Source organism: Flagellimonas hymeniacidonis (assembly GCF_008040165.1).
In the GTDB taxonomy this organism is placed as follows: domain Bacteria; phylum Bacteroidota; class Bacteroidia; order Flavobacteriales; family Flavobacteriaceae; genus Flagellimonas; species Flagellimonas hymeniacidonis.
In genome coordinates this window covers 82,502-108,633 of sequence record NZ_VRUR01000001.1, presented here as the reverse complement: position 1 = coordinate 108,633, position 26,132 = coordinate 82,502, and the positions used below count along the sequence as shown (strand labels likewise).

Sequence of the window (26,132 nt, the reverse complement as noted above, 5' to 3'; positions counted from 1 at the left end):
TTTATCTTGTCCAATGATTCCTCAAAGAATTTAATAAGACCTAAAACGTTTCAAGTGACTTTTTTAAAAAGGCTGTTTCTAATTTTTATAAATAACCTCGATAAAAATTCATTGGAAACAGAAGACCCGTATGCCCATATATCGGATGAGGAATTGGTTCAGCGGATAGTTACAAACAATAACCCATTACTATTTGGAAAGCTATATGACCGTTATGCAAAGATGGTTTATAACAAATGTTATGGTTTTTCAAGATCTGAGGATGAAGCCGAAGACCTGACCCAAGATGTTTTTTTACAATTGTTCATTAAACTAAAGATGTTTAAGGGGAGATCCAAGTTTTCAACTTGGCTGTATTCGTTCACCTATAACTTTTGTGTGAACTATGTAAATAGAAACAAACAGCGGAAAATGAGTGATAAATCAGTTCCCGTTGAAGATTCTGAATATAAGATCAGAGAAGAAGTGCCAGATGAAAGTCTTTTTGAAATGAAGGCCAGTAAGCTTAAAGAGGCTTTGGAGTTGGTCTCGCCAGAAGACAAATCCATTTTGCTGCTAAAATATCAAGATGGAGCATCCATTAAAGATTTGGTGTCCCTGATGGATTTGGGAGAAAGCGCAGTAAAAATGCGGCTTAAAAGAGCAAAAGAGAAACTATTGGAAATCTATAATACCTTATAATAGATGGCAAAGAAAATTAGAAATCCATTTAGGGAATTAGAAGCCTCTTTACGAGAGGTCCCACCTGGAATGAAGAAAAAAGTAATGAACGATATAGCAGCGGCTAAGTTGATTATGGACTTGGCATCCCTGTTTTCCTTTAATATAGGTTCAGCTTTGCGAAAGCTTTTTAGAACCTCTGGAAATAATTAAAAACAACACGATAAAACTATAACTATGGAAGCAATTAACGAATGGAAAAATTTAACCTTTGATTCTCTAGCCGCCATGGGCAGGGATGTGGCGTTGGCCCTGCCAAAGATTATTGGTGCATTAATTATCCTTTTAATAGGCTGGGTGGTTACCAAAATTGTCCTTTTTGTTTTGGGCAAAGTTTTAAAGCTTGCTAAAATGGATGCCTTGAGTGATAAGATCAATGAAATGGATCTTTTTGGGAAGGGAGATTTTAAAATTGATATCATCAAGGTAATCCTCGGTTTTGTGAAATGGCTGTTGTTATTGGTGTTCTTGATTGTTGCCGCTGATATTTTGAGTTGGGAAATCATCTCAACGGAAATTGGAAACCTGTTGCGTTACCTGCCTAGATTGTTCAGCGCGCTTGCGTTAATGATGATTGGGCTTTACATTGGGAATTTCATCAAAACAACAGTAAAGAAATTGTTTGATTCTTTGGAATTTGGAGGATCTAATGTGGTCAGTAACCTATTGTTTTACATCATCGTAATTTTTATTTCAATTACAGCGTTGAATCAAGCGGGTATTGATACTACGATTATCACTAACAATATCACCTTAATTTTAGGTTCTTTTTTGTTAGCCTTTGCTATTGGATTAGGACTAGGGTCCAGAGATATTATTACAGACCTATTGCATTCTTTTTACACCAGACGCACATATGCAGTAGGAGACAGGGTTGTAATAGGAAAGAATGAAGGTACTATTGAGGCTATAGAAAACAACACCTTAACTTTAATCACCAAAACAGGAAAATTTATAATTCCCATTAAGGATGTAGTTTCCAAAAAGGTTGAGGTAAAAGTAAAATAATTTTATTTGAACAAGTAGATTCTTGAACCCTATAACTTCCTTAGAATTTGATTAATTTTGAAACTTTCAACAAAATCAAAAATGAGTTCAAAAAAAGGAAAGGTTCAGGAGTTAGTCCAAGAAAAATTATTAGAGGAACGCAAAGTGTTTTTATGGGGTATGGTAGATGATGATTCTGCAAAACACGTTATTGATCGTTTGCTCTATTTGGATTTACAGAATAACAAGGAAATTCAATTGATCATTAATAGCCCAGGAGGATATGTAACCTCTGGTTTTGCTATTTATGATACCATAAAACAAATCAAGAGTCCAGTGTCCACCGTTTGTTCTGGTTTGGCAGCTTCCATGGGTTCCATTTTGCTGTCAGTGGGTGAAAAGGGGAGAAGGTTTATTCAGCCCCATGCCCGTGTGATGATTCATCAACCTAGTGGCGGTGCCCGAGGACAGGCCTCCAATATTGAAATCCAAGCTAAGGAGATCATAAAAACCAAAGAACTTGGGGCAAAAATATTGGCAGATAACTGCGGACAAGACTATGATAAGGTTATGAAAGATTTTGACCGTGATTACTGGATGGGAGCGGAAGAGTCCGTGAAATATGGTATCGTAGACGGCATCTTAGAATAAGTTGTAGCCATATAAAAAGGAAAAAGTCCTTCGCAAAGTATTGTGAAGGACTTTTTATATATATGGACGCCGGAGCGGAATATTCTGTAATATATACGTCAACTATAATACCAAAAGCTTACAGGCTTATGTTAAAAAATGCTAAAAGTAGATTTGAGGCAATAGGACATATGCTTATATACCTAAAAGGTGGCGACGAGTCTCCACTTTTCATTAAATTTAGAAGTTAGCAAAACGCTGTAAATTCTGTATTTTTATGGTTTAATGAGAACTGGCCCACGGGCGCATATGACACAGACTTCAAAAAATATTGCCATCATCGGTTCTGGATTGGTGGGTTCACTTTTAGCCATTTACTTAAAAAGAAAAGGACATGCCGTAACGGTTTTTGATAGAAGACCTGATATCAGAACTGTGGAATTTTCGGGGCGATCTATCAACTTGGCCATGAGCAATAGGGGATGGAAAGCGCTTCGTAAATTAGGCTTGGAAGATAGTATAAAGGAAATTGCAATTCCTTTGGACAAAAGGGCAATGCATGTTAATGAAAAACCTGTTTACTTTCAAAAATATGGGAAGGAAGGGGAAGCTATTTGGTCTATTTCCAGAGGAATATTGAATAGGAAAATGATTGATTTAGCGAAACAGGCAGGAACTATTTTTCGCTTTAATGAAAAGGTGTGGGATATAGATCTACCAGAAGCAAAAATATTTACCGGGGAATCTGAAAAAAGTGAATGGAAAGAATATCAATACGATTTGGTTTTTGGTTGTGATGGTGCTTTTTCTAGGGTTAGGCATAAAATGCAACGCCGCAGTAGGTTTGATTATTCCCAGAACTTTATAGATGTAGGATATAAGGAGCTCACCATCCCTCCAAACGAGGATGGAACCCATAAACTGGACAAAAACTCATTTCATATTTGGCCTCGTGGAAAATTTATGCTTATTGCTATGCCCAATATTGACGGTAGTTTTACCTGCACATTGTTTTTACCTTTTGAGGGAGAATTCTCTTTTGAGAACATCACAAATGAAAAGGAAGCCAAAGCATTTTTTAAAACATACTTTCCCAATGTGAGAAAGGAGATTGAAAACCTATCTAAAGATTTCTTTAATAACCCAACCAGTGCCATGGTAACCATGAAATGTTACCCTTGGAGTTACTGGGACAAAGTGGCTTTAGTGGGTGATTCTGCCCATGCTATTGTTCCTTTTTATGGACAGGGGATGAATGCAGGATTTGAAGATATTTCCGAATTGGATGATCTAATGGATACCTACGGTGATGATTGGGAAACCATTTTTAGTGAATATCAGAAAATACGGAAACCTAATGCAGATGCTATTGCAGAACTGAGCTATAGAAATTTTGTGGAAATGAGCAGTAAGACTGCCAATCCAAAGTTTTTGCTACAGAAGAAAATTGAAAAACGATTTGCTACTAGGCATCCTGAGAAATGGATTCCAGTGTATAGCCGGGTCACTTTTTCTGAAAGACCTTATGTCGAGGCATTGGCAATAGGGGATAGGCAAGAAAAAATTATGCAACATGTAATGCAACATCCCAATATTGAGTCGAATTGGGATTCTGATGAAATTGAAAATGAAATTTTGAGCTTACTTTCGGAACAATAGATTTTCATTTAAAAGAAATAAAAAAGCCACCTAAAAGGTGGCTTCATATTTTTAGAAAGGGAATCTGACTATATCTTAGCAAACATTCCTTGCATTCTTTCTTGTTCTTCTTCGGCTAACTGAGGGTCTACCAAGATTCTACCACTATGCTCATCAGTGATGATTTTCTTTCTTGACGCAATCTCAACCTGTACCTGAGGTGGTATTGTAAAGAATGAACCACCTGAAGCACCTCTTTCTACGGCTACTACGGCCAAACCATTTTTTACATTATGGCGGATTCGTTTGTATGCCTGTATTAGGCGGTCTTCAATTTTTTCCTCAAATTCTTCAGATTTTTTAAGAAGTGCTTTTTCTTCTTTTTCAGTTTCAGCAAGAATGGCGTCTAATTCCCCTTTTTTATGTTTAAGGTGACCTTCTCTTTCTGACAACTTCTCCTTTGTTTCAGAAATCACTTCTTTTTTCTGCTCTATCTGAACTTTGAACTCTTTTATATTCTTTTCTGCCAATTGAATTTCCAATTCCTGGAATTCAACTTCTTTGCTCAAAGAATTAAACTCACGGCTGTTTCTAACATTCTTTTGTTGCTCAGCATATTTTTTAATGAGGTTCTTAGACTCCTCAATAAGATTTTTCTTGGCGGTAATCTCAAAATTTACCGTTTCAACATCTGTCTTCAGCTTGTCCATACGTGTTTTAAGGCCAAGGACTTCATCTTCCAAGTCCTGTACCTCTAGAGGTAATTCTCCTCTAACATTGCGTATTTCATCAACCCTGGAATCAATAAGTTGCAGATCATACAACGCTCTTAATTTTTCCTCCACGGTGTTTTCTTTTTTATTCGCCATAAATTATAAATACTTGATGGGATTTGTTATGCTCTCCGATAAAGAGATTGCAAAATTAGGAATTTTTTTGATAAGATAATCAACCAATAAATCTTTTGTAAACTGCTCAGTTTCAAAGTGCCCAATATCTGCAATGATCAACTGTTTTTCAGCCTCGTAAAATTGATGGTATTTTATATCAGCTGTGATAAAAACATCTGCATTGGCATTTTTGGCTGCTGAAATGGCAAATGCACCACTGCCCCCTAAAACAGCTACTTTCTTCACCTTTTTACCTAAAATTTGAGAGTGCCGTATCATTGAGGTATTCATCTTTTCCTTTACCATTTGTAGAAATGGGTTCTCATCCATTTCCATCTCCAGTGTACCTACCATACCCATACCAATATCTTGGTTGGTATTTTCTAAAGTGGAGATTTCATAGGCAACTTCTTCATAAGGATGATGCGCAAAAAGCGCATTTAAGATCCTTTTTTCTTTTTCAAAAGAAAAAATAACGTTGATCTGGGCTTCCTTTTCCATGTGCAATTCGCCCACATTACCTAGGGAAGGACTGGTCCCTGCTCCAGCTTTAAAACTGCCAAGCCCCTCAGTTATAAAACTGCAATTGGTATAATTTCCTATGGCACCTGCACCTGCTTTAAACAGTTCCGATTTTACAGCGTCAGCTTTTTCAATGGGAACATAAGTGGTCAATTTTTTAATCGTCCCTTTTTTGGGAATAAGGATTTTAGGGTTGCGTAATCCCAAGACTTCACAAATTTTAGCATTGACCCCAACATTACTATTGTCTAAGGCGGTATGCATACTGTAAATAGCAATGTTGTTTGCTATGGCTTTAATTACGGTACGCTCCACATAATTACGCCCCGTAAGTTTTTTAAGCCCTTGAAAAATAATAGGATGAAAACTAACAATAAGATTACAGCTTTTTTTTATAGCTTCATCCACAACAGTTTCCAGTGTATCCAGCGTTACTAAGATTCCTGTCACTTCTTGATTTGGGTTTCCAACCAACAATCCAACATTGTCAAAACCCTCTGCGTGCTCCAATGGAGCTAGTTCCTCCAGTATTTTTGTAATATCCGTTACCGTCATTTGGTATTTCTTAATAGTGCTAAAGATAAAATATTATATTTTCGTCAAATGCTACAACTGCTTCGCAAAATAGCGTTTCCCTTTTCCTTAATCTATGCATTGGTGGTAGTGATAAGGAATTTTTTTTATGACAAAGGATTCTTTTCATCCATTTCCTATAAAACTCCAACCATTTGCGTTGGAAATCTTAGCGTTGGAGGTACCGGAAAGACCCCAATGGTGGAGTATTTGATTAGATTACTAAAAGGCCATAAAACTGCTGTATTGAGCAGGGGATACAAAAGAAAATCGAAAGGGTTTTTGCTTGCTGATTCCAAGAGTACTGTTGAGGATTTGGGAGATGAGCCTTTTCAAATGTTTAGAAAATTTCCAGAAACTGCATTGGCGGTAGATGCCGATAGAAGAAACGGAATTACAACGCTTGAAAAAATGATCAAGCCAGATATTATTCTTTTGGACGATGCATTTCAGCATAGAAAGGTAAAACCAAGTATATCGATTTTGTTGACCGCATATGATAGATTGTATGTGGATGATTGGTATTTGCCAACTGGAGATTTAAGGGATAGTAGATTGGAGGCAAAAAGGGCGAATTTGATAATTGTCACCAAATGTCCGAAAGATTTGTCCAATACAGAAAAAGAAATGGTTTTAAAGAAGTTAAAGCCATTGCCGGGTCAGGATGTACTTTTTTGCAGCTTAAAATATTCTGAGGTATTCAAAAACTCCCATGAAAGTATAAGCTTATCCAACTTGGATGAAAAAAAGATTGCTTTGGTTACTGGAATTGCCTCACCTAAACCGTTGGTGCAGCATCTAGAGGGACTAGGGCTTCAATTTCAACATTTCGAATATGGCGACCATCATTACTTTTCTGAACAAGAAATAGCCCGATTTAAGGATTTTGAGCTTGTATTGACTACTGAAAAGGATTTTGCACGGTTAAAGGGTAAACTGGAAAATCTATACTATTTAGAAGTGGAGCACGATTTTGATGTTGCTGATCATGAAATTTTAAAGCAAGCGGTTACCTCGCTGCTTTAGACTTGACCTTCCATTTTGCTTTTGAAGATATTTTCGCCAATCTTCTGATAGAAAACCTCTGGTTTAAAGGGTTTGGTGACCACATCATTACAACCGGCTTCATAAAAACTATCCAAACTATCATCCAAGGAAATAGCCGTTAAGGCAATAATTGGAATTTCCTCATCAAACTTTCGTATTTGACGTGTGGCTTCTTCACCACTGATTCCCGGCATATGAATGTCCATTAATATAGCATCGTATGTGTTGGACTTGGCCAAATCAATGGCTTCATTACCGTTATTGGCAATGTCACAAGTAATTTCTTTTTTGGTAAGCATTTTTTTGGTGATAACCTGGTTGATCTTGTTATCCTCCACAATTAAAACATGCAGGCCTTTAAATTCAAACTCCTCTGGATCAATTTCAAAGGAAATCTCTTCTAGCGCATTGGTATCAGATTTAAGGTCCATTTCGAAAAAGAAAGAACTACCGTGCTCCAATTCACTTTCTAAATGGATTTTACTATTGAAAAGACCGAGTAAGCTCTTTACAATAGTAAGTCCTAAACCAGTTCCACCATATTCCCTGTTAATTTGAACAGACCCTTGTTCGAAACTGTCAAAAATATTCTTTTGTTGATCTTCAGAAATACCTATTCCGTTATCTTTTACTTCAAAGTACAGTTTAACATCGTCTTCATCTTTTTTCAGCAGTTTGGCAATAACCTCAACTTTGCCATCTTTAGTAAATTTTAGAGCATTCCCAACCAAATTCATGAAGATTTGGGATATTTTAATAGGGTCTCCCAAAAGATGCTGTGGAATGTTGGGGTCGTAATCAAGAATCAAACTGGTATTATTTTCACTTGCATTCTGTTGTAAAGAATCAACCACATCTGCAAGAACCTTCTGCAACTTAAACTCAATGTTTAACGGCTCAAGTTTGTCTGCATCTATTTTATTTATTTGAAGAATATCATTGATGAAATTCAGTAAGTAATCTCCTGAAAATTTTAAAGATTTTAAATGCTCTTTTTGATGTTCAGACGGGTTTTCTTCTAAAAGCAAGTGCGTTAATCCAGTAACTGCATATAATGGCGTCCTAAGTTCATGGGTAACAGTTGACAAAAAGTTGGTTTTTGCTTCCATTGCAGAAACTGCAGAATCTCTTGCCAACTCCAATTCTTTGTTCTTTGTGTATAGTAAATCGTTTGTTTTAAGCTTGATTTGGTTGTTTCTAAAAAGTGACACAGCTAATAGCGATATAATGGTCAAAAATGCTGAGGTCAGTATCAAAGTGATTTCCGAACGACTTTTGGATTCGCTGAGCTCTTCATTTTTAGCCGTTAGCTTATTGATCTCATTCATTTGATGCTCAAACCTAATCTTGTCTGCAGTTTTTGCCTCTAATTTTACTTTTTCGATATTAAAGATGGAATCCTTGATTTGTTCAAGATTTTTCTTGAAACGAAGTGACTCATCAAAACTTCCCGTTTTTTCATAAATAATGGAAAGCCTTTCGTGGGCTGTTTTTATTTCCTTGAAAAACCCATGCTTTTCGGCCAGTTCCAAAGCTGCTTTGGAATGAATTATCCCTTCTTCAAGGTCATCGAGTTCCAAACTTATTTTTGCCAACTGTAGATTGGCTTTTGTGGCCAAATATGCCCTTTCTTTATCATCTGAATTGACAATAAGTGCATGCAGGTTCTTTATTGCGTCTTCATACTTCTCAATGTTGGTGAAGATGTAGGCTTCTAACAGTAGAATGTTGTTGCTTAAGTTTCTGTTGTTGCTCAACTTTCTGGATTCTTCCAAAAGTTTTAAAGATTGAAAATTGTTGCCTTCATCAAAACGTATTGCAGCCTCTAGATAATTGTGAAAAGCCTGACCATAGGAATAGGAAAGGTCTTTTAGTAGAATACTGGCCCTATCCCAATAGAAAACAGTAGTTTCTCGGTCTCCTTCTTCTAAAAATATACGTGCATATTGGTGATAGGTATCTAATAACAGTTTGGCATCTTCATTGTTTTCGGCTATTTCAGCAGCTTGATCAAGAGTTTCCAGGGCTTTGTCAACCTTATTTTGATGCCTGTATGACATGAACTGGTCAAAGATGGCTTGTACTTTTGCTGCAGAGCTAACATCACTTTGTCCAAACGTAATGTATGAGCATAAAAAAAGTAACAACACAAGTAATTTTGCGTTGCACGCACTTTTATATATGGTATTTGATGTCAAACGTAGTTTTTCTTTATAAACAAAGCTATTAAATCGACAATTCTGGAGCAATATCCAGTCTCATTATCATACCATCCGATGATTTTCACCATTTTTCCAATAACGGAGGTCATTAAAGAATCAAACGTACAAGAATAACAACTATTGTTTATATCAATGGAAACAATAGGGTCTTCGGTATAATGCAGTACGTTTTTAAGCTGATTATTGGCGTAATGTTCAAAAGTATGGTTAATTTCTTCAATAGAGGTCTCTTTTTTAACATTGAACGTGATATCGGTTAGTGAACCGTTAGGTACGGGAACACGAATGCCACATCCTCCAATGACATCTGATAGTTCCGGAAAAATTCGCGTAAGTGCTTTAGCAGCCCCTGTGGTTGTTGGTATTATGGATTGACTAGCTGCCCTGGACCTTCTTAAATCCCGATGTGGCCTATCGTGCAAACTTTGATCCGAAGTATAGGAATGCACCGTGGTAATGTAGGCTTGCTCAATACCGCATAGCTCATTGATTACTTTGATCATGGGTGCAGCATTATTGGTGGTGCAAGAGGCATTGGAGATGATATCATCGTCTTTTGCAATTTGCTCTTCATTTACGCCCATTACCACCATTTTAATATCCTCCTCATCGGGTGGAACGGATAGGATTACCTTTTTTGCTCCATTTTTTAGGTGATGCGTAAGGGATTCCCTGGTTTTAAATTTTCCCGAAGCTTCAACCACGATATCCACATTGTACGTGCTCCAGTCTATTTGCTGAGGATTATCCTGGTTTAGGATATGCACCTTTTTACCGTTGATACTAATTTGGTTCTTGGTAGACGTTATCTCTGCGTTGAGAGGACCATGGATACTATCATATTTTAGGAGATGGGCAAGTGTTTTGGCATCTGTAAGGTCGTTTATGGCAACTACATTTATGTTGGAATGTGCCTGAAGCAACCTAAATAGCGTTCTTCCAATACGTCCGAAACCATTTATGCCGATATTAACATGCTTCATTGAATAAAAGGATAAATAGCGTGTTTGGCTAATGAATATGCTTGTGAGCTTTATATGAAGATCGCACCAATGCACCACTTTCTACGTGCCTAAAGCCCATTTTAAGGCCTATTTCTTCATACTTTTTAAATTGTTCTGGAAGAATAAATTCTTTTACGGGCAAATGCTTTTTGGAGGGTTGTAGATATTGGCCAATGGTGACAACATCGACTTCTGCTTTTCTAAGATCTTCCATGGTGTTGATGACTTCCTCTTCCAACTCCCCCAGTCCAAGCATAATACCAGATTTGGTCCGGTTTGTACCATTTTGCTTTAAATAGGACAGTACTTCCAAACTTCTTTCATATTTGGCCTGTATGCGTACTTCCCTGGTCAATCTCTTTACAGTTTCCATGTTATGTGAGATTACCTCTGGGGCTACTTCTAAAATTCGGTCTAAATGCGTTTCTACCCCTTGAAAATCTGGAATAAGTGTTTCCAAAGTTGTTTCTGGATTCATTCTACGAATTGCTTTCACTGTCTCTGCCCAGATAATGGATCCCATATCCTTTAGGTCATCTCGATCAACGGAGGTAACCACAGCATGTTTTATTCCCATTATTTTAATGGAACGCGCCACTTTTTCTGGTTCTGCCCAGTCCACGCTCTCAGGTCTTCCTGTTTTTACACCACAAAAACCGCATGAGCGGGTGCAAATATTGCCGAGGATCATAAATGTTGCAGTTCCTTCCCCCCAACATTCTCCCATATTAGGACAGCTTCCGGAGGTGCAAATAGTATGCAAATCATATTTATCCACAAGACCTCTAAGTTGGGTATACTTTTTCCCAGTTGGGAGTTTTACCCTAAGCCATTTTGGTTTTCCTTTTGGTGGTAGAACATTGTCAACAGCAGTTGTGCTCATATGAAAAATTTGAGGTACAAAGATACGAAACTGGGAAGGAAACCTCGGATGAAGATTATGTCACTTTTTTTCAATAATCTCTGCTAAAAGCTTTTTGGCGCGTAGCAGTTTTACTTTGATGTTGTTTACAGGTTCGTTGAGTTGCTTTGCAATTTCGGCATAGCTTAACTCATTGAAATAACGAAGATTAATTACTTTTTGGTAATGAGGTTTTAATTTTTTGATGTGCTGTAAAAGATTGGCGAGATTTTGTTCTATGATCAACTGATCCTCTGCTGAAGGTGTTTCGTCCAAAACCTTTTTCACCTCGTCCCCGTCGCTGTCCATATCGTCTAAAAGGCTCCTTTTTCTCTTCCTGATAAGGTCTACATGTAGGTTTTTGGAAATAGTGATAAGCCATGTTTTAAATTCATAGGCCTCATCATAGGAATTTATCTTATCAAATGCTTTTGAAAAAGTTCTAATGGTGATGTCTTCCGCATCGTTCTCGTTTTTGGTCCTTGTAAGTTGAAAACCATAAACATCATTCCAAAAAGTATTCAATAGAATGCTAAAGGCAATTTGATTTCCATCTTTTGCCTTCTTTATATGCTCTTTTATTGACTGCTCAGTTTTATTCAAAAACGTGATTTTGCAGGGTGGTTTTAATAAATGAGTTATTGTAACTCTGGAACGGAGTCTTTTTTACAGTCTTGCTCAGATGGAAGTTTTCCGCAAAAACCGCAGGCTTCACCTTCTTTATTTAGGTATGGATTCTGGCTTGCACAGGTGCCAGCAAATTTACCGTCTTTTTTAGACCATATTTTAATTGCTATTCCTGCAAAAGCAAGTCCTAAGAGACCAATGGTTAATAGCGCTAACTTCATATTCCAAATTTTGGACAAAGTTACAAAATACCTGTCTAAGGATATGAAGTTTAAGGAGACTTTAGATATAACCCTTAATAGTTGATGTTTGCTACAATATTTTGAACGGTAGGGGCAGTGTTTCCTCCTTCGGGTTCAATAGTGATGTAACCAATGGCGTTTTCGGCGTAAGGCAATGCCAAAAGATTATCCTTGTTATCCAATTGTTTGATAACACCTAAATTCACCAACTCACCGTTTACTTCTGCCCACATTTGGAAACATTTGTTTTCAGGTAGGTTAGGTACATTGCTTACATTGATATAAGATAATTTTTTAACAGGGTTGATGTAGGCTACTGCTTTAAGCTCTTTTGCCTCCATTTTGCCTCTTACATTATATCTCTTTGTATCTGGATTGTTGAGCACAATAAACTGGTTTCTTACATCCTCCAGCTGATTTTTCATGTCTTCCTTCAAAAACTTTATTTGGTTGGTCACCATAGTATTTTCTTCTTGAAGGGTTTTATTTTGGTTCCAGAAGACATACGAGGACCCTGCAAATATCATGATGGCGACACTTGCTGCAACAGCATAACGAAGGAAACGTCTGCTGATCGCTTTTTCTTTGCGGGCGCTATACAAAATAATTTCTTTGAGGCCTTCAGGTGTTGCCCTAGCATACATTTTAGCGTAAGCCTCCAAATTATCTTGAAGTAGATTGTAGGTTTCCCTTACTTCAGGATACATGGCAATATATCTTTCCGCTTTTAGAGCTTCTTCCTTTGTGGTATCTCCCAAAAGGTACTTCTCTAGCGTATCCGAATCCAAGAATATTTTTACTTTTTCTGTCATGGCAATAGATTTATCAATAAAAGTAAACTCATAGTTGTACCGTAAATTTTTCCAAGTTCCCTTAAACCAATTTTCAATCTTGATTTAATGGTTCCTAAAGGGATGTCCAATTCATCACTAGCTTCTTGCTGTGTCATTCCTTGAAAAAACAGGGCTTCTAAAACAATCTGGTATTTAGTCTCTATTTTTTCCAGGTTTTCCTGAACATCCATAAATTCCGGCCTAATGCCGTTTACTCCTAGGTTATATACGTCTGAAACGTCTATTTGGACTTCTTTATCAGATTTATTGTTAACACTTCTTAACTTATCAATGGCGGTATTTCTGGTAATGCGAAATAACCAGGTAAAAAGTTTTGCTTTGGAGGGGTCGTAAGAGTCTGCCTTTTTCCAGATTTTAATGAAGCTTTCTTGCAGGACATCTTGTGCCAAATCTTCATCACGAACTACTTTATATGCAACTCCAAATAAGGTGTCTCCGTAGTTGTCATATAGCAGCGATATAGCTTTGTCATCCTTTTCGGCAAGCAATGAAACAATATGTTTCTCAATTAGTGTACTCATTTATGGTTCGTTAGGGCAAAATTTCAGGGGGCTAAAATCTAAAATAACGTTTATATCGTATATACTACAACGCTAAGTTAGAAAAAGGATTATTTGTTGGCGTTTTAAATACAACATAAAGAAAGCATACTTCTGTTAAGTATATACAATTTTGGTTAGTTTGGTTTGGTATAGCCCCTGTTATTGTTACAATACAGGGGTTATTTTATGATATTAACTTCTGGATGTATGCGTATCTTGAATTTACGGTCCACTTCCTGATGAATCAACTGCGCCAGCTCAAGTATTTCCCCACCCGTGGCATTCCCATAATTTACAAGTACTAAGGCCTGTTTTTCATGCACTCCCGCATCTCCAAACCGCTTTCCTTTAAATCCACATTGCTCAATTAACCAACCTGCCGGAATCTTAAATTGATCTTTGTCCATAGAGTAAGATGGAATATCAGGATGCGCTTTTTTAAGTTTCTCAAAGCTTTTTTTGGAAATGACCGGATTTTTGAAAAAACTACCGCTATTGCCTATTTCATTAGGGTCTGGCAGTTTACTTTGACGAATTGCTATCACTGCATTGGATACATCTTGGATTGTAGGATATACTATCCCATTTTTTTTAAGCTCTCCTTCGATAGCTCCATAACCTGTGTTTAAAGCGTGATTCTTTTTGGTCAACTTTAAGCTTACCGAAGTTATGATGTACTTATTTTTAGCAGCGTTCTTAAAAATAGAATCCCTATAACCAAATTCGCAAGCTTCTTTATCAAAGGCAATTAACTCACCAGTTTCTATTTCCATAGCGGAGCAGCTTACAAATACATCTTTTAGTTCCACTCCATATGCGCCAATGTTCTGTATAGGTGCTGTACCCGTGTTCCCAGGAATGAGGGAGAGGTTTTCCAGTCCGCCATATCCTTGTGCGAGGCTCCAAAGCACCAGTTCGTGCCAGTTTTCCCCCGCCATTACTTTAACTATGGCCTCATCTTCATTTTCATCTACTACTGTTATGCCTTTTAAGTTGATGTGCATCACCAGCGCATCAATATCCTTAGTAAGTAGTATGTTGCTTCCGCCACTGAGGATAAATTTTGTAGGATAGGATTCAAGTTCAAGTACCTTCTGAAGCTGTACAAGTCCATTTACTTCAATAAAAAAGCGAGCCTTTGCATCAATTCCAAAGGTATTGTACTTTTTTAGGGATATGTTTTCTTGAATATTCACTAACCGTTATACTTTTTTAGGGCTGCTCCCAATATTTGTACTGCAGAGATTAGCTGCTCTTTTTTGAGTACATAAGCGATTCTTATTTGGTTCTCACCCAAACCTTTTGTGGCGTAAAACCCAGCCGCCGGTGCAACCATAACGGTTTTTCCATCCACATCAAACTTTTCCAAGAGCCATTGTGCAAAATCATCAGAATTGGAAATTGGTAATTCTACAACACAATAAAAAGCACCTTGCGGGATAGCTACTTTAACACCTTCCAGTTTTTGCAGTTCAGAAATAAGAATATTCCTCCGTTCCGCATATTCCTCAATTACATCATCAAAATACGCTTGTGGAGTGTCCAAAGCGGCTTCACTTGCAATTTGTGCAAATGTAGGGGGAGATAATCGAGCTTGGGCAAATTTCATTGCAGTTTGCACCACTTCTTTGTTTTTAGATACCAAACAGCCAATACGTGCTCCGCACATACTATATCTTTTGGAAACGGAGTCTACTATTATGGCATGTTCCTCCAACCCCTCTTCCTGCAAAATAGAGTAATGTTTACGCCCCTCATATGTAAATTCTCGGTATACCTCATCCGCAACCAAGAATAGATTGTGTTTTTTTACAAGTCTGGCAAGTTGCTGTATTTCATCCTTACTATACAAATACCCAGTAGGATTTCCCGGATTACAGATTAGAATGGCTTTTGTTTTTGGGGTAATCAGTTTTTCAAAATCCGCAATTGCAGGCAATGCAAAGTTGTTTTCAATAGTAGACACAATAGGAACAACATTCACCCCTGAGGCTGTTGCAAAACCATTGTAGTTGGCATAAAAAGGTTCAGGGATGATTATTTCGTCTTCGGCATCCATTATGGTGCCCATTACAAAAGAAAGAGCCTCCGAACCTCCAGTGGTAACAATAATGTCATTACTGGTTACTTGAATATCTTTTTTTGCATAATATGCAGCAATCTTTTCTCTATACTGCTCCGAACCTTCAGTCATACTATACGCGAGAACCTCTATGGTATGGTTCCTCACGGCATCTAGTGCTATTTGTGGGGTTTTAATATCAGGTTGACCAATATTCAGGTGAATTACATGGGTTCCCCTTTTTTTAGCTTCTTCAGCATAAGGAACCAATTTACGAATAGGAGAGGCCGGCATTTGTAGCCCTTTTGCAGATATACTTGGCATGCATCAAATTTTAGGCAAAAATGGGAAAACCAACGCATGGAAACAACACATTATGCTATTATTTAAGTGCTTTATGGAATGTTAAAGTAAAGAAGCAGTCCACTATTATTTTGTATATTTAGAAGAGATAACCTTTTAGAAGTAAGCAAATTGAAAAAAAACCTACATTGTTTTATACTTCTTTTAGTGCTACTTCCGTCTCTGGTTTTGGCGCAAGGGTTTAAGTTGCCCAAAGACCAAAAGTTCCAAAAAATCCATTTTGAGCTTATTAATAACCTAATTATTATTCCTTTGGAAATTAATGGGGATAAACTGAAGTTTGTTCTGGATTCTGGGGTAAGTAAGCCCATTCTTTTTAATCTTTCGGATCAAGATTCCATTCAAATAAATAATGTTTCAGAAGTTACCATTAGAGGGCTAGGGGATGGAGAACCAATGAAAGCATTAAGTTCAAAGGGAAATACCTTCAAACTGGGCAAGGCTAAGAATAGCAACCAAGATTTATATGTGGTTTTAGATAAGGAAATTAATTTTTCCACCTCCTTGGGAATTCCTGTGCATGGTATCTTGGGATATGATCTGTTTCGAGATTTTATTGTTGAGGTAAACTATAATTCTCAAAACATTAAACTTCATAATCGAGATGCATACAAACCCGGTCGTAAAGGAAAATCTCAAACCCTTAGGATGTCTATTGAGCGAAGAAAAGCATATGTTGAAGGCACTGTTTTAATGTCGGGTGCGGAAGATATACCTGTTAAATTATTGGTAGATACCGGGAGTAGTGATGCACTTTGGCTTTTTCGAGAGCCAGAAAAAGGATTGGAAATACCAGAGAAAAACTATGAAGATTATCTTGGTAGAGGTCTAAGTGGCGACATTTTTGGGAAGCGAACCAAGGTAAGTGGTATTAAGATTGGTGATTTTGAATTAAAAGATGCCAAAGCTGCCTTTCCGTACAGAGAGTCCTTCGGATATATTAAGAATCTAGGCGATCGTAATGGTAGTGTTGGTGGCGAGATTCTGAAGCGATTCAATATCATTTTCGATTATGCCAGAGGGGAAATTACCTTTAAAAAGAATGGAAATTTCAGGGCACCGTTCCAATACAATATGGCTGGAATTGAATTGCAACACAATGGTTTGCGCTATATAGCTGAGAGTATCGCCGATTTTAATGGTGTGGTGAGAAGTGATGACGATACTTTTGGTAACGTACAGATTTTGTTGGAAAACAAAACACGACTAAGTCTAGTGCCAGAAATTATTGTATCCGGTATCCGTGCGGGAAGTCCAGCTGCCGAAGCGGGTTTGCAAGAAGGAGATGTTATTTTAGCCGTGAATGGAAAGAAAATACACCGATATAAACTGCAAGAAGTATTAAAAATGTTGAATGAGAAAGAAGGCAAACGAATACGTGTCTTAATTGAACGCTATAACAATGACCTTATGTTCTCTTTTGTACTCAAGAAAGTGTTTTAACTAAAAAAGCCCCATTAATGGGGCTTTTTTTATGAATAAATTCTCGTTTTTACTATTTAGCGCCTTCGCCTTTAACAGTCCCTTTTATTTTAAGAACTTTCGTAGGTGTGTCTGCATTAGACGTTACTGTAATGGCCTTTCTAATTGGGCCAACCCTTTTAGTATCATATTTTACTTCAATCTGGCCAGTTTTGCCAGGCAAAATAGGACCTTCAGGCTTTTTTGGAATGGTACATCCACAGCTGGATTTGACATTGCTGATTACCAATGGAATGGATCCTGTGTTGGTAAACTCAAAAACTCGAACACCGTCGCTACCTTTTTCAATTTCACCATAGTCAATGGTTTCGCTCTTGAATTCAATTTTTGCTGCTGCCGCATCTTGGGCATAAATGCCTAAAGAAACCAGCCCAACAAACAACATGAGTACAGTTTTTTTCATCATTTCTAGTTTTGGGTGAACTTCAAATGTAAATGTTTTCACACCTGCATCCAAAATTCTTTTGTTATGTAATAACGTTACTTATTTTTGTTTCGTATTCCGGAATTGGCTCTCGGCCGAAGAATAGCGTTAAATTAACATTGTCTATTCCCTTCCTAACACCAATCCGGGTCAAAAAAGACAAAAACTATACCGAAAAATGGAAATTCCATCAAAATATGAACCCAATAGGGTAGAAGAGCACTGGTACCAATACTGGACAAAGCACGATTTTTTTAGTTCAAAACCAGATGAAAGAGAGCCCTACACCATAGTTATTCCCCCACCAAACGTAACTGGAGTGCTGCATATGGGGCATATGCTTAACAATACTATTCAAGATGTTCTCATTCGTAGAGCGAGGCTTTTAGGTAAAAACGCCTGTTGGGTACCCGGAATGGATCATGCGTCCATTGCCACTGAGGCTAAAGTGGTGGCGAAATTAAAAGATCAGGGTATTGCCAAAGCCGATTTATCCAGGGAAGAATTCCTAAAACATGCTTGGGATTGGACCAATGAATATGGTGGAGTTATCCTTCAGCAGTTAAAAAAATTGGGCTGTTCCTGTGATTGGGACCGGACAAAGTTCACCATGGATGACGATATGTCAACCTCAGTAATCAAGGTTTTTGTGGATTTGTATGAAAAAGGACTCATTTACAGAGGATTTCGTATGGTGAATTGGGACCCTGAAGCTAAGACCACACTTTCCGATGAAGAAGTGATTTATGAAGAACGACAGGGTAATCTGTATTATTTGGCCTATGAAATTGAGGGCTCTGATGAAAAAGTGACCATTGCCACTACCAGACCAGAGACCATTCTTGGTGATACCGCTATTTGTATCAATCCAAATGACGAAAGATACAGGCATTTAAGAGGTAAAAAAGCCATTGTTCCCATTTGTAATCGTGCTATACCCATTATTGAGGATGAATACGTGGATATTGAGTTTGGAACAGGTTGTCTTAAGGTAACCCCTGCGCATGATGAAAATGATAAAAATTTAGGGGATAAACATGGCTTGGAAGTCGTGGACATTTTTAATGAAGATGCTACTTTAAACTCTTATGGGCTTCACTATCAAGGTAAAGATAGGTTTGTTGTTCGTAAAGAGATTTCCAAAGAACTGGAAGCGCAAGGTTTTTTGGTAAAAACCGAACAGCATATCAACAAAGTAGGTACCTCAGAACGTACCAAAGCAGTTATTGAGCCGCGATTATCGGATCAATGGTTCCTGAAAATGGAAAATTTGGCCAAACCTGCTATTGAGGGAGTGCTGAAAACTAATGATGTCAAACTTTATCCAAAAAAGTTTGAAAACACCTACCGTCATTGGATGGAGAATATTCGTGACTGGAATATTTCCCGACAATTGTGGTGGGGACAACAAATTCCTGCCTATTATTTTGGTGATGGAAAAGAGGATTTTGTAGTTGCTGAGACCAGGGAAGAGGCTTTGGAGAAAGCAAAATCCAAGAAACCAAGTGTTCAAGAGTCAGATTTACGGCAAGATGCCGATGTACTAGATACATGGTTTTCCTCTTGGTTGTGGCCAATAAGTGTTTTTGGTGGCATTTTGGAACCGGAAAATGAAGAAGTAAATTATTATTACCCCACCAGCGACTTGGTAACAGGGCCAGATATTTTGTTTTTCTGGGTGGCGAGAATGATTATTTCAGGGTATGAGTATCGCGGAAAGCGACCCTTTGAGAATGTGTACTTAACGGGATTGGTTCGCGATAAACAAAGACGAAAAATGTCCAAACAGTTGGGTAATTCGCCTGATGCCCTCAAACTGATAGAAGATTTTGGTGCAGATGGTGTCCGTGTAGGCCTTTTGCTGAGTTCTGCAGCGGGTAACGATTTAATGTTTGATGAAGCCCTTTGTCATCAAGGAAAGAACTTTGCAAATAAGATTTGGAATGCTTTTCGATTAATAAAAGGGTGGGAAATCGCAGATTTACCACAACCAGAAGCTGCCAAAATGGGAATCGACTGGTATGCCGCTAAGTTTAATCAAACGCTAGCTGAAATAGAGGACCACTTCTCTAAATATCGTATTTCTGATGCTTTGATGGCCATTTATAAATTGGTATGGGACGATTTCTGTTCTTGGCTTTTGGAAATAGTCAAGCCCGCATATCAACAGCCTATAGATCAAACCACTTTTGATGCAGTTATCCACTTGTTTGAAGAAAATTTAAAGCTATTGCATCCCTTCATGCCATTTTTATCTGAAGAAGTATGGCAGCATATTGCAAAACGTACTCCAGAGCAGGCTTTGATTGTATCAAATTGGCCTAAGGCTAAGGACGTAAATACTAGTCTAATTGCCGATTTTGATTTTGCTTCAGAAGTGATTTCTGGTATTCGTACTATCCGAAAGGATAAAAATATTCCTCAAAAAGAAGCTTTGGAACTTTTTGTCCTAAACAGTGGAGAAGTAAGTAGTACAATGGATTCCATTATTACCAAATTGGGTAATATAAGCCAGAAAGAGGCGGTGGCAGAAGGTATGGATGGAACAATAAGTTTTCGGGTAAAGAGTAACGAATATTTTATTCCTATTGGTGGCGCTATTGATATAGATGCTGAAATAAAGAAGATTACCGAAGAACTTAAGTATACCAAAGGCTTTTTACAATCCGTACAAAAGAAATTGAGCAATGAACGTTTTGTGAACAATGCTCCTGAAAACGTGGTGGCCATTGAAAAAAAGAAGGCTTCAGACGCTGAAGCTAAAATTGAGACTTTAGAAAAGAGCTTGGCTAGTTTGGAATAACCATCGTTGGCGTATCAATTACTGAAGACGAAAAAAAGAATGGTTTTTATCTTATCACCCATTTTTTTTCTCAGAATAGAAAATGCCTTGGTCATATGACTTTCCACTGCTTTGACGGATATCTTTAAATGCTCGGAGATTTCAATATTTGTTAGCCCGTCTTGTTTACTTAGCGTAAAAACTTTCTTGCATTTGGGAGGTAAGGTTTCTATTTCTGCTTTTACAACGGTAATAACCTTATTGATTTGGTCCCAATCTTTTTGCTCTAGAAAATTATTCAATGTTTCAACGTACTTCTTTTCTAAAGAAGACATTGATTTTTGTTTTCTGGTTTGATCAATAAACTCATTATAGGTGAGTTTATGGAGATAACTTTTTAATGAATATTCCGCCTTTAATTGTGACCGTTGTTCCCAGACCTTTAAAAATACATTTTGAACAATATCTTCAGATTTGCCAGTATCCTTGGATAAATTATAGGCAAATGTACAGAGTAGTTGATGGTACTCTTGGATAAGATGGGCGAAAGCTTTTTCATCTCCTTGTTTTAGGTGCTCAACCAAAACACTATGTTGATGAAATTTTAGCAAAACGTATCGGTTTGGTAATATCGAAGCTAGGCCAAAATTTTAAAGAAGGCAATTATAGCATCAATATTTTCCAGGTATTGGCGGATGTTTTGTTTTTTTCTCTAAAAAAAATAAAATCCCAATGAATTGGATACATATAGTAATGAAAATTCTCACAGAATTAACAAAATATCAATTAATTCTAAAAAAAGTATTTACAAAAGATGGGGTATTGTTAATTGGTTTCGTAATACATAAAAAGAACCATTAAAATGTCAACAAAAAGGGCTCACTATCTTATTACCAAATTTCTTACCGATAAACTATCGGAAGAGGAAATGCAGCAACTAGAGCAGCTGCTAAAGGATCCTGAGAATCAGGCTCTTTTTTCAGAAGTTATACAAGCGAACTTTTCATCCGATTATAGTTTAAAGAAGTTTTCTTCGGAAAGTCTTCAAAATACTTTACGGGAGAGAATACAGAAAGAGAAAAATCCATTTTATAAAAAGAGAATGTTCTCTTTAATGAAATATGCGGCCATCTTCATTTTTCTTCTAGGGATTACCTTCTTTTTTAAAGACTCACTTTTTACAAACTCCAATCGCAATCAACAAATTGTGGTAAAGGATGATGCTATCATTCTTGAATTGGAGGATGGAAGAATGGAGGTTTTAAATCCAGAGAATTCCAAGGTAGTGCAAAATGGTAAGGGTTTGGTAGTAGGGCGGCAGCATAAGAATGTAATACAATATTCTGATAGTTTGGTACTAGAGACTTTGGTATATAACACCCTTAAGGTTCCTTACGGAAAGCAATTTGATTTGGTATTATCTGACGGAACCAAGGTATTTCTGAATTCTGGTACGTCAATAAAATATCCAGTGAAGTTTTTATCAGGTAAAAAAAGAGAAGTATTTCTTAAGGGGGAAGCTTTTTTTGATGTACAGAAGGACGAGAATCATCCATTTATAGTTAATGCCAACGAATTGGACGTGGCCGTTTTAGGTACTCAATTTGTTGTTTCGCTATATGAAGAAGATAATGAAGTCTCTGTTGTATTGGTAGAGGGCTCGGTTGATTTGTCCTTAGATGATAACCCGACTACTACCAGACTTACCCCGGGAACTAGAGGGGCCCTAAATTATAATACTGGAGCCATCCGAAAGAAGAATGTAAATACGGATGTTTACACTGCCTGGATAGAAGGTATACTCATTTTTAGAAATGAAACTTTTGCAAACATCTCAAGAAAGTTAGAACGGGTATACAACATCACCATAGTTAGCAGTAATCCAGAATTTGATAAAGAAGTATTTAATGCAAGTTTCAACAATGAAACTATTGGAGATATACTAAGCTATTTTAAAGACAGCCATGACATGAACTATACAATTAAAGACAACATAATATATATAAACTAACGCCTATGATAAAAAACTGAACTCAAAGAAAATTCAACGAACACTCAAAGTAATTTTAAAAGTATAACGATAGAGATAAAAAAACCGGAAAATGTTGCTGCATTTCCCGGCTAGAATTAATGCTTATCTCTATCCGAAATAACCATAATTAACACTATAAAAGTATGAAAAAACTTCAATTAGAAAGAAGGCGTCGTTTGCCTACTTTTAAATTTGACTTGAAAATGAAACTAACCACGCTCTTCCTAATAACTATGGCGTTTTGTATGAATGCTAATGATAGTTATTCCCAAAGGACTAGAATAACCCTGGATGTGGCTAATGTTACCATTGCCCAAGTGTTGGATGAGATAGAAAATACTACTGAATTCAAGTTCATTTATAATGTGAAGAATGTTGATTTAAACCGTAAAGTGTCAATAACGGTGGAACAACTAAGAATTCAAAATATACTATTAACACTATTTGATAAAAGCCAAACGGCTTATAAAATAAGGGGTAGACAGGTTATCCTTAGTAAGGCTGAACCAATAGCACCTAAAAGAATAGAAAAGGAAATAGAAGACGCCTCCCAGAAAACACTAAAAGTGGAAGGACTGGTTTTAGACAATTTAGGACTTCCCCTTCCTGGTGTATCCATTGTAGAGAAAGGAACTACAAATGGTGTGGCATCAGATTTTGAAGGAAATTTTGAGCTTACAGTAGAAGAAGGTGCAACACTTGTTTTTACATCTATTGGTTTTCTAACTATAGAATTGCCTGCAAGCGCCTCGTTTATGAATGTTACCCTAAAGGAAAATACGAGTGAACTAGATGAGGTTGTTGTAGTGGCCCAGGGTATTTCAAAATCCAGAAAAGCATTGGGTTATGCACTTTCCAAAGTGGACACTGAAGAAACGGTGGCGCGTCCGGAAGCTGATATCGCAAGAACGCTACAAGGTAAAATATCTGGGGTTCGAATTTTTCCAACGGATGGTAGTAGTGGAGCAACCGCCAACATCAGAGTTAGAGGTAATTTATCTCTGAATCAAAGCAACGGCGCATTAATCGTTGTGGACAACGTAGTGTTTTCAGGGAATCTTATTGATATTGACCCAAACTCTATTTCGGACATTACCATTCTTAAAGGTTTAAATGCATCCGTTTTATATGGTAGTCAAGGTAGAAACGGTGTTATACTGATTGAAACAAAAGCGGCCAGTGCCAAAATAGGTGAAAAGAGTTTTAAGGCGAATATAACACAAACATCTTATACAAACACCGTATCTAATCTGCCCGACTTTCAAAACACATTTGGAGTGGGAAACAATGGAGTGACAGATGCAAGTACCATAGGGAATTTAGGGACCAATGGTGCCCGATTTACGGATATAGATTTTGTGCCACACCCCCTGTCCGGTAATTCAAGCTTCCCACAGTTTGCAGGTCTAGAAGTTCCCTTTGAAGCTGCCCGAAATAACATAAGGGATTTTTTCAATACAGGAATAGGCCATGTTACTTCCTTGAATTTAACTGCTACGGGAGAAAAGACTTCGTTGAATTTTTCTTTAGGCTATACGGATGAAGGCGGTATCCTTGGAAACAATGATTTTAACAGGTTTAATATTAGCGTTGGCGGGACTTCGCAACTCACAGATAAATTAAAATTGTCATCTTCCTTGTCATTTAGCTCCAGAAAGAGAAATTCATACACAGCAATTGACGATGATGACGATAATGGTGAAGATATTCTATCCAATCTATACATTGTTCCTAGAAGTTTGGATATACAAAACTTGCCCTTCCAAGATCCAGTAGATGGGAGTAATGTGTATTATAGAACAGATCGCGAAAATCCCAGATGGACAATTAATAATACAGGTAGAGAGGATATTATCCGTAGGGTAAACGGTACGGTAAACCTAACATATCAATTAGGGAAACACCATAGTTTGACATATAGGGGAGGCCTTCAAGTTGAAACAACCAATAGATTGGACTTTAGAAATCGTGGTGGATTAGGTGCTGTAGCCTCCTTAGGCTCATTGGACCTCACCTCAAATGCTGAAGTCGATGTCGACAATACCTTGATTTTTGGGTCTAGCTATCAACTTTCAGATAAATTAAGTTTTGAATCGCAATTAGGGGTAAATTCAAGATATGAGACCTTTAGATCTTTAGATTCTGAATATACAGACCAGATAGTTTTTGGCTTCTTAAGGCCAAACAACTTTAGAACGCCTGGCGAAGGAGATTATGATGAGAACAAAGACAATCTTTTAGGCGTGTTTGGTCAATTTGATTTTGACTACAACCGATACTTATATTTGAACTTATCGGGTAGACTAGATAAAGGATCTTCAGTAGAAAAGGAAAATCAAAATCTGTTTTATCCTGGAATTTCTGTTTCTTTCGTACCTACTTCTGCATTTGATTTTGGTGATAGTTTTGTCAATTATTTAAAGATTAGAGGTGCTTATGCAACTTCTTCCGGCTTTCCAGACAGATTTAATACAAGACAGAGTTTATCTTCTGATCCAAGAGAATTTAGTGATATAAACGGCGATTTAATTGTAACCAATTCCTTATTCGGCACATTTGCTAACCCTAATTTAAAACCAGAGCTTCATAAAGAATTTGAATTAGGTCTGGAGGGTAACTTTTTTGACAATGCAGTAACATTACAGGCATCTGTTTTTTCACGTATTTCTGAAAATCAAATTTTTGAAACAGGTATTGCTCCAGCAACAGGATTCACGAGTACCATAATTAACGCTGGTAGAGTAGATACCGAAGGTTTAGAAATAGATTTGGGTGTTAAGCTGTTCAGGAAATCTAACTTTAACTGGAACATCAGAAATACTTTTACAACCTTCGAATCTGTTGTGGTTGACCTACCAGGGGATATTACCAGAAGAATTGATGAAGATGAAGGGGAGTTTTTGATTGAGGGAGAGGAGCTAGGTGTATTTACAGGGAGTTATGTGGTACGTGATTCAGATGGAAACGCTTTGGTCAATCCTGCTACCGGTGTACTAATTTCTAGTGATGATGTGGGGCTACAGGATGAAATCATTGGAAATGTCCGACCAGATTTTAGAGTAACGTCCATAAATACTTTCAGGTATAAGAATTTCAGTTTATCAACACAATTGGAGTATACACATGGTGGTGATGAATCCTCTTCGCTATTTGAAATTTTATTGGAACGGGGTGTTACTACAGATACAGAAAATAGAGAAGGTAGTTTTGTAATACCTGCAGTTTTTGGAGATGTATCAACTGGTTTACCGCTACTGGATGCAAATGGGAATACCATACCGAACAATATTCAAGTGACCGGTAACAATGCAGTGTTTTCCAATTTCTACGAACCAGATGAGAATACAACTTTTGATGCATCGGTATTTAGAATTCGTGAGGTGGCATTATCCTATAATCTTAATAGGGAGACTTTTAAGAAATTGCCATTTTCTAGCGTGGACTTTAGGTTAAGCGGTAGAAATGTCTTCTTTCACGCACCAAATTTTCCGGCAGGAATAAATTTTGACCCAGAGACCAATGGTCTATCTACGCCGACTACCAAAAGATATGCGTTAACGGTATCCATTAACTTCTAACAAAATCTAT

Annotated in this window: 23 protein-coding genes; 10 read left to right on the top strand and 13 right to left on the bottom strand. The window is 37.3% G+C overall.

The window, feature by feature from the left end; genetic code table 11:
* Positions 1-54 precede the first annotated feature (54 nt).
* The 5 genes from FVB32_RS00500 to FVB32_RS00480 all read left to right on the top strand — a co-directional run bounded on the left by FVB32_RS00500 (position 55) and on the right by FVB32_RS00480 (position 3,996).
* Positions 55-681, top strand: coding sequence for an RNA polymerase sigma factor (locus FVB32_RS00500; protein WP_147740633.1), 627 nt, complete (start codon positions 55-57; stop codon positions 679-681).
* A 3-nt stretch (positions 682-684) separates the two neighbouring features.
* A complete protein-coding gene (locus tag FVB32_RS00495; RefSeq protein ID WP_147740632.1) occupies positions 685-873 on the top strand; it encodes a hypothetical protein in 189 nt (62 codons plus the stop codon).
* A gap of 24 nt (positions 874-897) precedes the next feature.
* A complete protein-coding gene (locus FVB32_RS00490) occupies positions 898-1,728 on the top strand; it encodes a mechanosensitive ion channel family protein (protein WP_147740631.1) in 831 nt (276 codons plus the stop codon).
* 81 nt (positions 1,729-1,809) lie between these two features.
* A complete protein-coding gene (locus FVB32_RS00485) occupies positions 1,810-2,358 on the top strand; it encodes a ClpP family protease (RefSeq protein WP_147740630.1) in 549 nt (182 codons plus the stop codon).
* Between the two features lie 288 nt (positions 2,359-2,646).
* Positions 2,647-3,996: an FAD-dependent oxidoreductase gene (locus tag FVB32_RS00480; protein ID WP_147740629.1), complete on the top strand. Its 1,350-nt coding sequence runs from the start codon at positions 2,647-2,649 to the stop codon at positions 3,994-3,996.
* A gap of 68 nt (positions 3,997-4,064) precedes the next feature.
* Here the strand turns inward: FVB32_RS00480 and FVB32_RS00475 are convergent, their stop codons facing one another.
* On the bottom strand, positions 4,065-4,844 hold the full coding sequence (locus tag FVB32_RS00475) for a zinc ribbon domain-containing protein (protein WP_147740628.1): 780 nt from the start codon (positions 4,842-4,844) through the stop codon (positions 4,065-4,067).
* Between the two features lie 3 nt (positions 4,845-4,847).
* The gene (locus FVB32_RS00470; protein WP_147740627.1) at positions 4,848-5,942 is read right to left on the bottom strand and encodes a Nif3-like dinuclear metal center hexameric protein; all 1,095 of its coding nucleotides are present in this window, start codon (positions 5,940-5,942) and stop codon (positions 4,848-4,850) included.
* Between the two features lie 48 nt (positions 5,943-5,990).
* Here FVB32_RS00470 and lpxK point away from each other — a divergent pair, with 48 nt between their 5' ends.
* A complete protein-coding gene (gene lpxK / locus FVB32_RS00465; protein ID WP_147740626.1) occupies positions 5,991-6,986 on the top strand; it encodes a tetraacyldisaccharide 4'-kinase in 996 nt (331 codons plus the stop codon).
* Here lpxK and FVB32_RS00460 read toward each other — a convergent pair.
* The 9 genes from FVB32_RS00460 to FVB32_RS00420 form a co-directional block, all read right to left on the bottom strand.
* Positions 6,983-9,157, bottom strand: a complete 2,175-nt coding sequence (locus FVB32_RS00460; protein WP_246139806.1) for a response regulator — start codon at positions 9,155-9,157, stop codon at positions 6,983-6,985. The two genes, lpxK and FVB32_RS00460, sit on opposite strands and share 4 nt — an antisense overlap.
* 44 nt (positions 9,158-9,201) lie before the next feature.
* On the bottom strand, positions 9,202-10,212 hold the full coding sequence (gap, locus tag FVB32_RS00455; RefSeq protein ID WP_147740624.1) for a type I glyceraldehyde-3-phosphate dehydrogenase: 1,011 nt from the start codon (positions 10,210-10,212) through the stop codon (positions 9,202-9,204).
* 28 nt (positions 10,213-10,240) lie between these two features.
* Positions 10,241-11,116, bottom strand: a complete 876-nt coding sequence (lipA, locus tag FVB32_RS00450) for a lipoyl synthase (protein ID WP_147740623.1) — start codon at positions 11,114-11,116, stop codon at positions 10,241-10,243.
* Positions 11,117-11,176: 60 nt separating this feature from the next.
* Positions 11,177-11,737: an RNA polymerase sigma factor gene (locus FVB32_RS00445; protein ID WP_147740622.1), complete on the bottom strand. Its 561-nt coding sequence runs from the start codon at positions 11,735-11,737 to the stop codon at positions 11,177-11,179.
* A gap of 35 nt (positions 11,738-11,772) precedes the next feature.
* Positions 11,773-11,982 carry a membrane or secreted protein gene (locus FVB32_RS00440; protein ID WP_147740621.1) on the bottom strand — a complete coding sequence of 70 codons (210 nt, stop codon included), beginning with the start codon at positions 11,980-11,982 and terminating at the stop codon, positions 11,773-11,775.
* Positions 11,983-12,056: 74 nt separating this feature from the next.
* A complete protein-coding gene (locus tag FVB32_RS00435) occupies positions 12,057-12,815 on the bottom strand; it encodes an anti-sigma factor (RefSeq protein WP_147740620.1) in 759 nt (252 codons plus the stop codon).
* Positions 12,812-13,378: an RNA polymerase sigma factor gene (locus FVB32_RS00430; protein WP_147740619.1), complete on the bottom strand. Its 567-nt coding sequence runs from the start codon at positions 13,376-13,378 to the stop codon at positions 12,812-12,814. Before FVB32_RS00430 ends, FVB32_RS00435 begins: the two co-directional genes overlap by 4 nt.
* A gap of 200 nt (positions 13,379-13,578) precedes the next feature.
* A complete protein-coding gene (murB, locus tag FVB32_RS00425) occupies positions 13,579-14,595 on the bottom strand; it encodes a UDP-N-acetylmuramate dehydrogenase (RefSeq protein ID WP_147740618.1) in 1,017 nt (338 codons plus the stop codon).
* Positions 14,595-15,785 carry a pyridoxal phosphate-dependent aminotransferase gene (locus FVB32_RS00420; protein ID WP_147740617.1) on the bottom strand — a complete coding sequence of 397 codons (1,191 nt, stop codon included), beginning with the start codon at positions 15,783-15,785 and terminating at the stop codon, positions 14,595-14,597. Before FVB32_RS00420 ends, murB begins: the two co-directional genes overlap by 1 nt.
* Before the next feature lie 150 nt (positions 15,786-15,935).
* Between FVB32_RS00420 and FVB32_RS00415 the strand changes: the two genes are divergently transcribed.
* Entirely contained in the window at positions 15,936-17,267 is a 1,332-nt protein-coding gene (locus tag FVB32_RS00415; RefSeq protein WP_246139805.1) for an aspartyl protease family protein, read from the top strand.
* A gap of 52 nt (positions 17,268-17,319) precedes the next feature.
* Here the strand turns inward: FVB32_RS00415 and FVB32_RS00410 are convergent, their stop codons facing one another.
* Entirely contained in the window at positions 17,320-17,712 is a 393-nt protein-coding gene (locus FVB32_RS00410) for a DUF1573 domain-containing protein (protein WP_147740616.1), read from the bottom strand.
* Between the two features lie 196 nt (positions 17,713-17,908).
* On the opposite strand from FVB32_RS00410, the gene FVB32_RS00405 reads away from it, so the two are divergent.
* A complete protein-coding gene (locus FVB32_RS00405) occupies positions 17,909-20,533 on the top strand; it encodes a valine--tRNA ligase (protein ID WP_147740615.1) in 2,625 nt (874 codons plus the stop codon).
* A gap of 14 nt (positions 20,534-20,547) precedes the next feature.
* On the opposite strand, the gene FVB32_RS00400 is transcribed toward FVB32_RS00405, so the two are convergent.
* A complete protein-coding gene (locus FVB32_RS00400) occupies positions 20,548-21,123 on the bottom strand; it encodes an RNA polymerase sigma factor (protein ID WP_147740614.1) in 576 nt (191 codons plus the stop codon).
* Between the two features lie 251 nt (positions 21,124-21,374).
* Here FVB32_RS00400 and FVB32_RS00395 point away from each other — a divergent pair, with 251 nt between their 5' ends.
* Positions 21,375-22,523: a FecR family protein gene (locus FVB32_RS00395; RefSeq protein WP_147740613.1), complete on the top strand. Its 1,149-nt coding sequence runs from the start codon at positions 21,375-21,377 to the stop codon at positions 22,521-22,523.
* Between the two features lie 224 nt (positions 22,524-22,747).
* Entirely contained in the window at positions 22,748-26,122 is a 3,375-nt protein-coding gene (locus FVB32_RS00390; RefSeq protein WP_187269468.1) for a SusC/RagA family TonB-linked outer membrane protein, read from the top strand.
* Positions 26,123-26,132 lie beyond the last annotated feature (10 nt).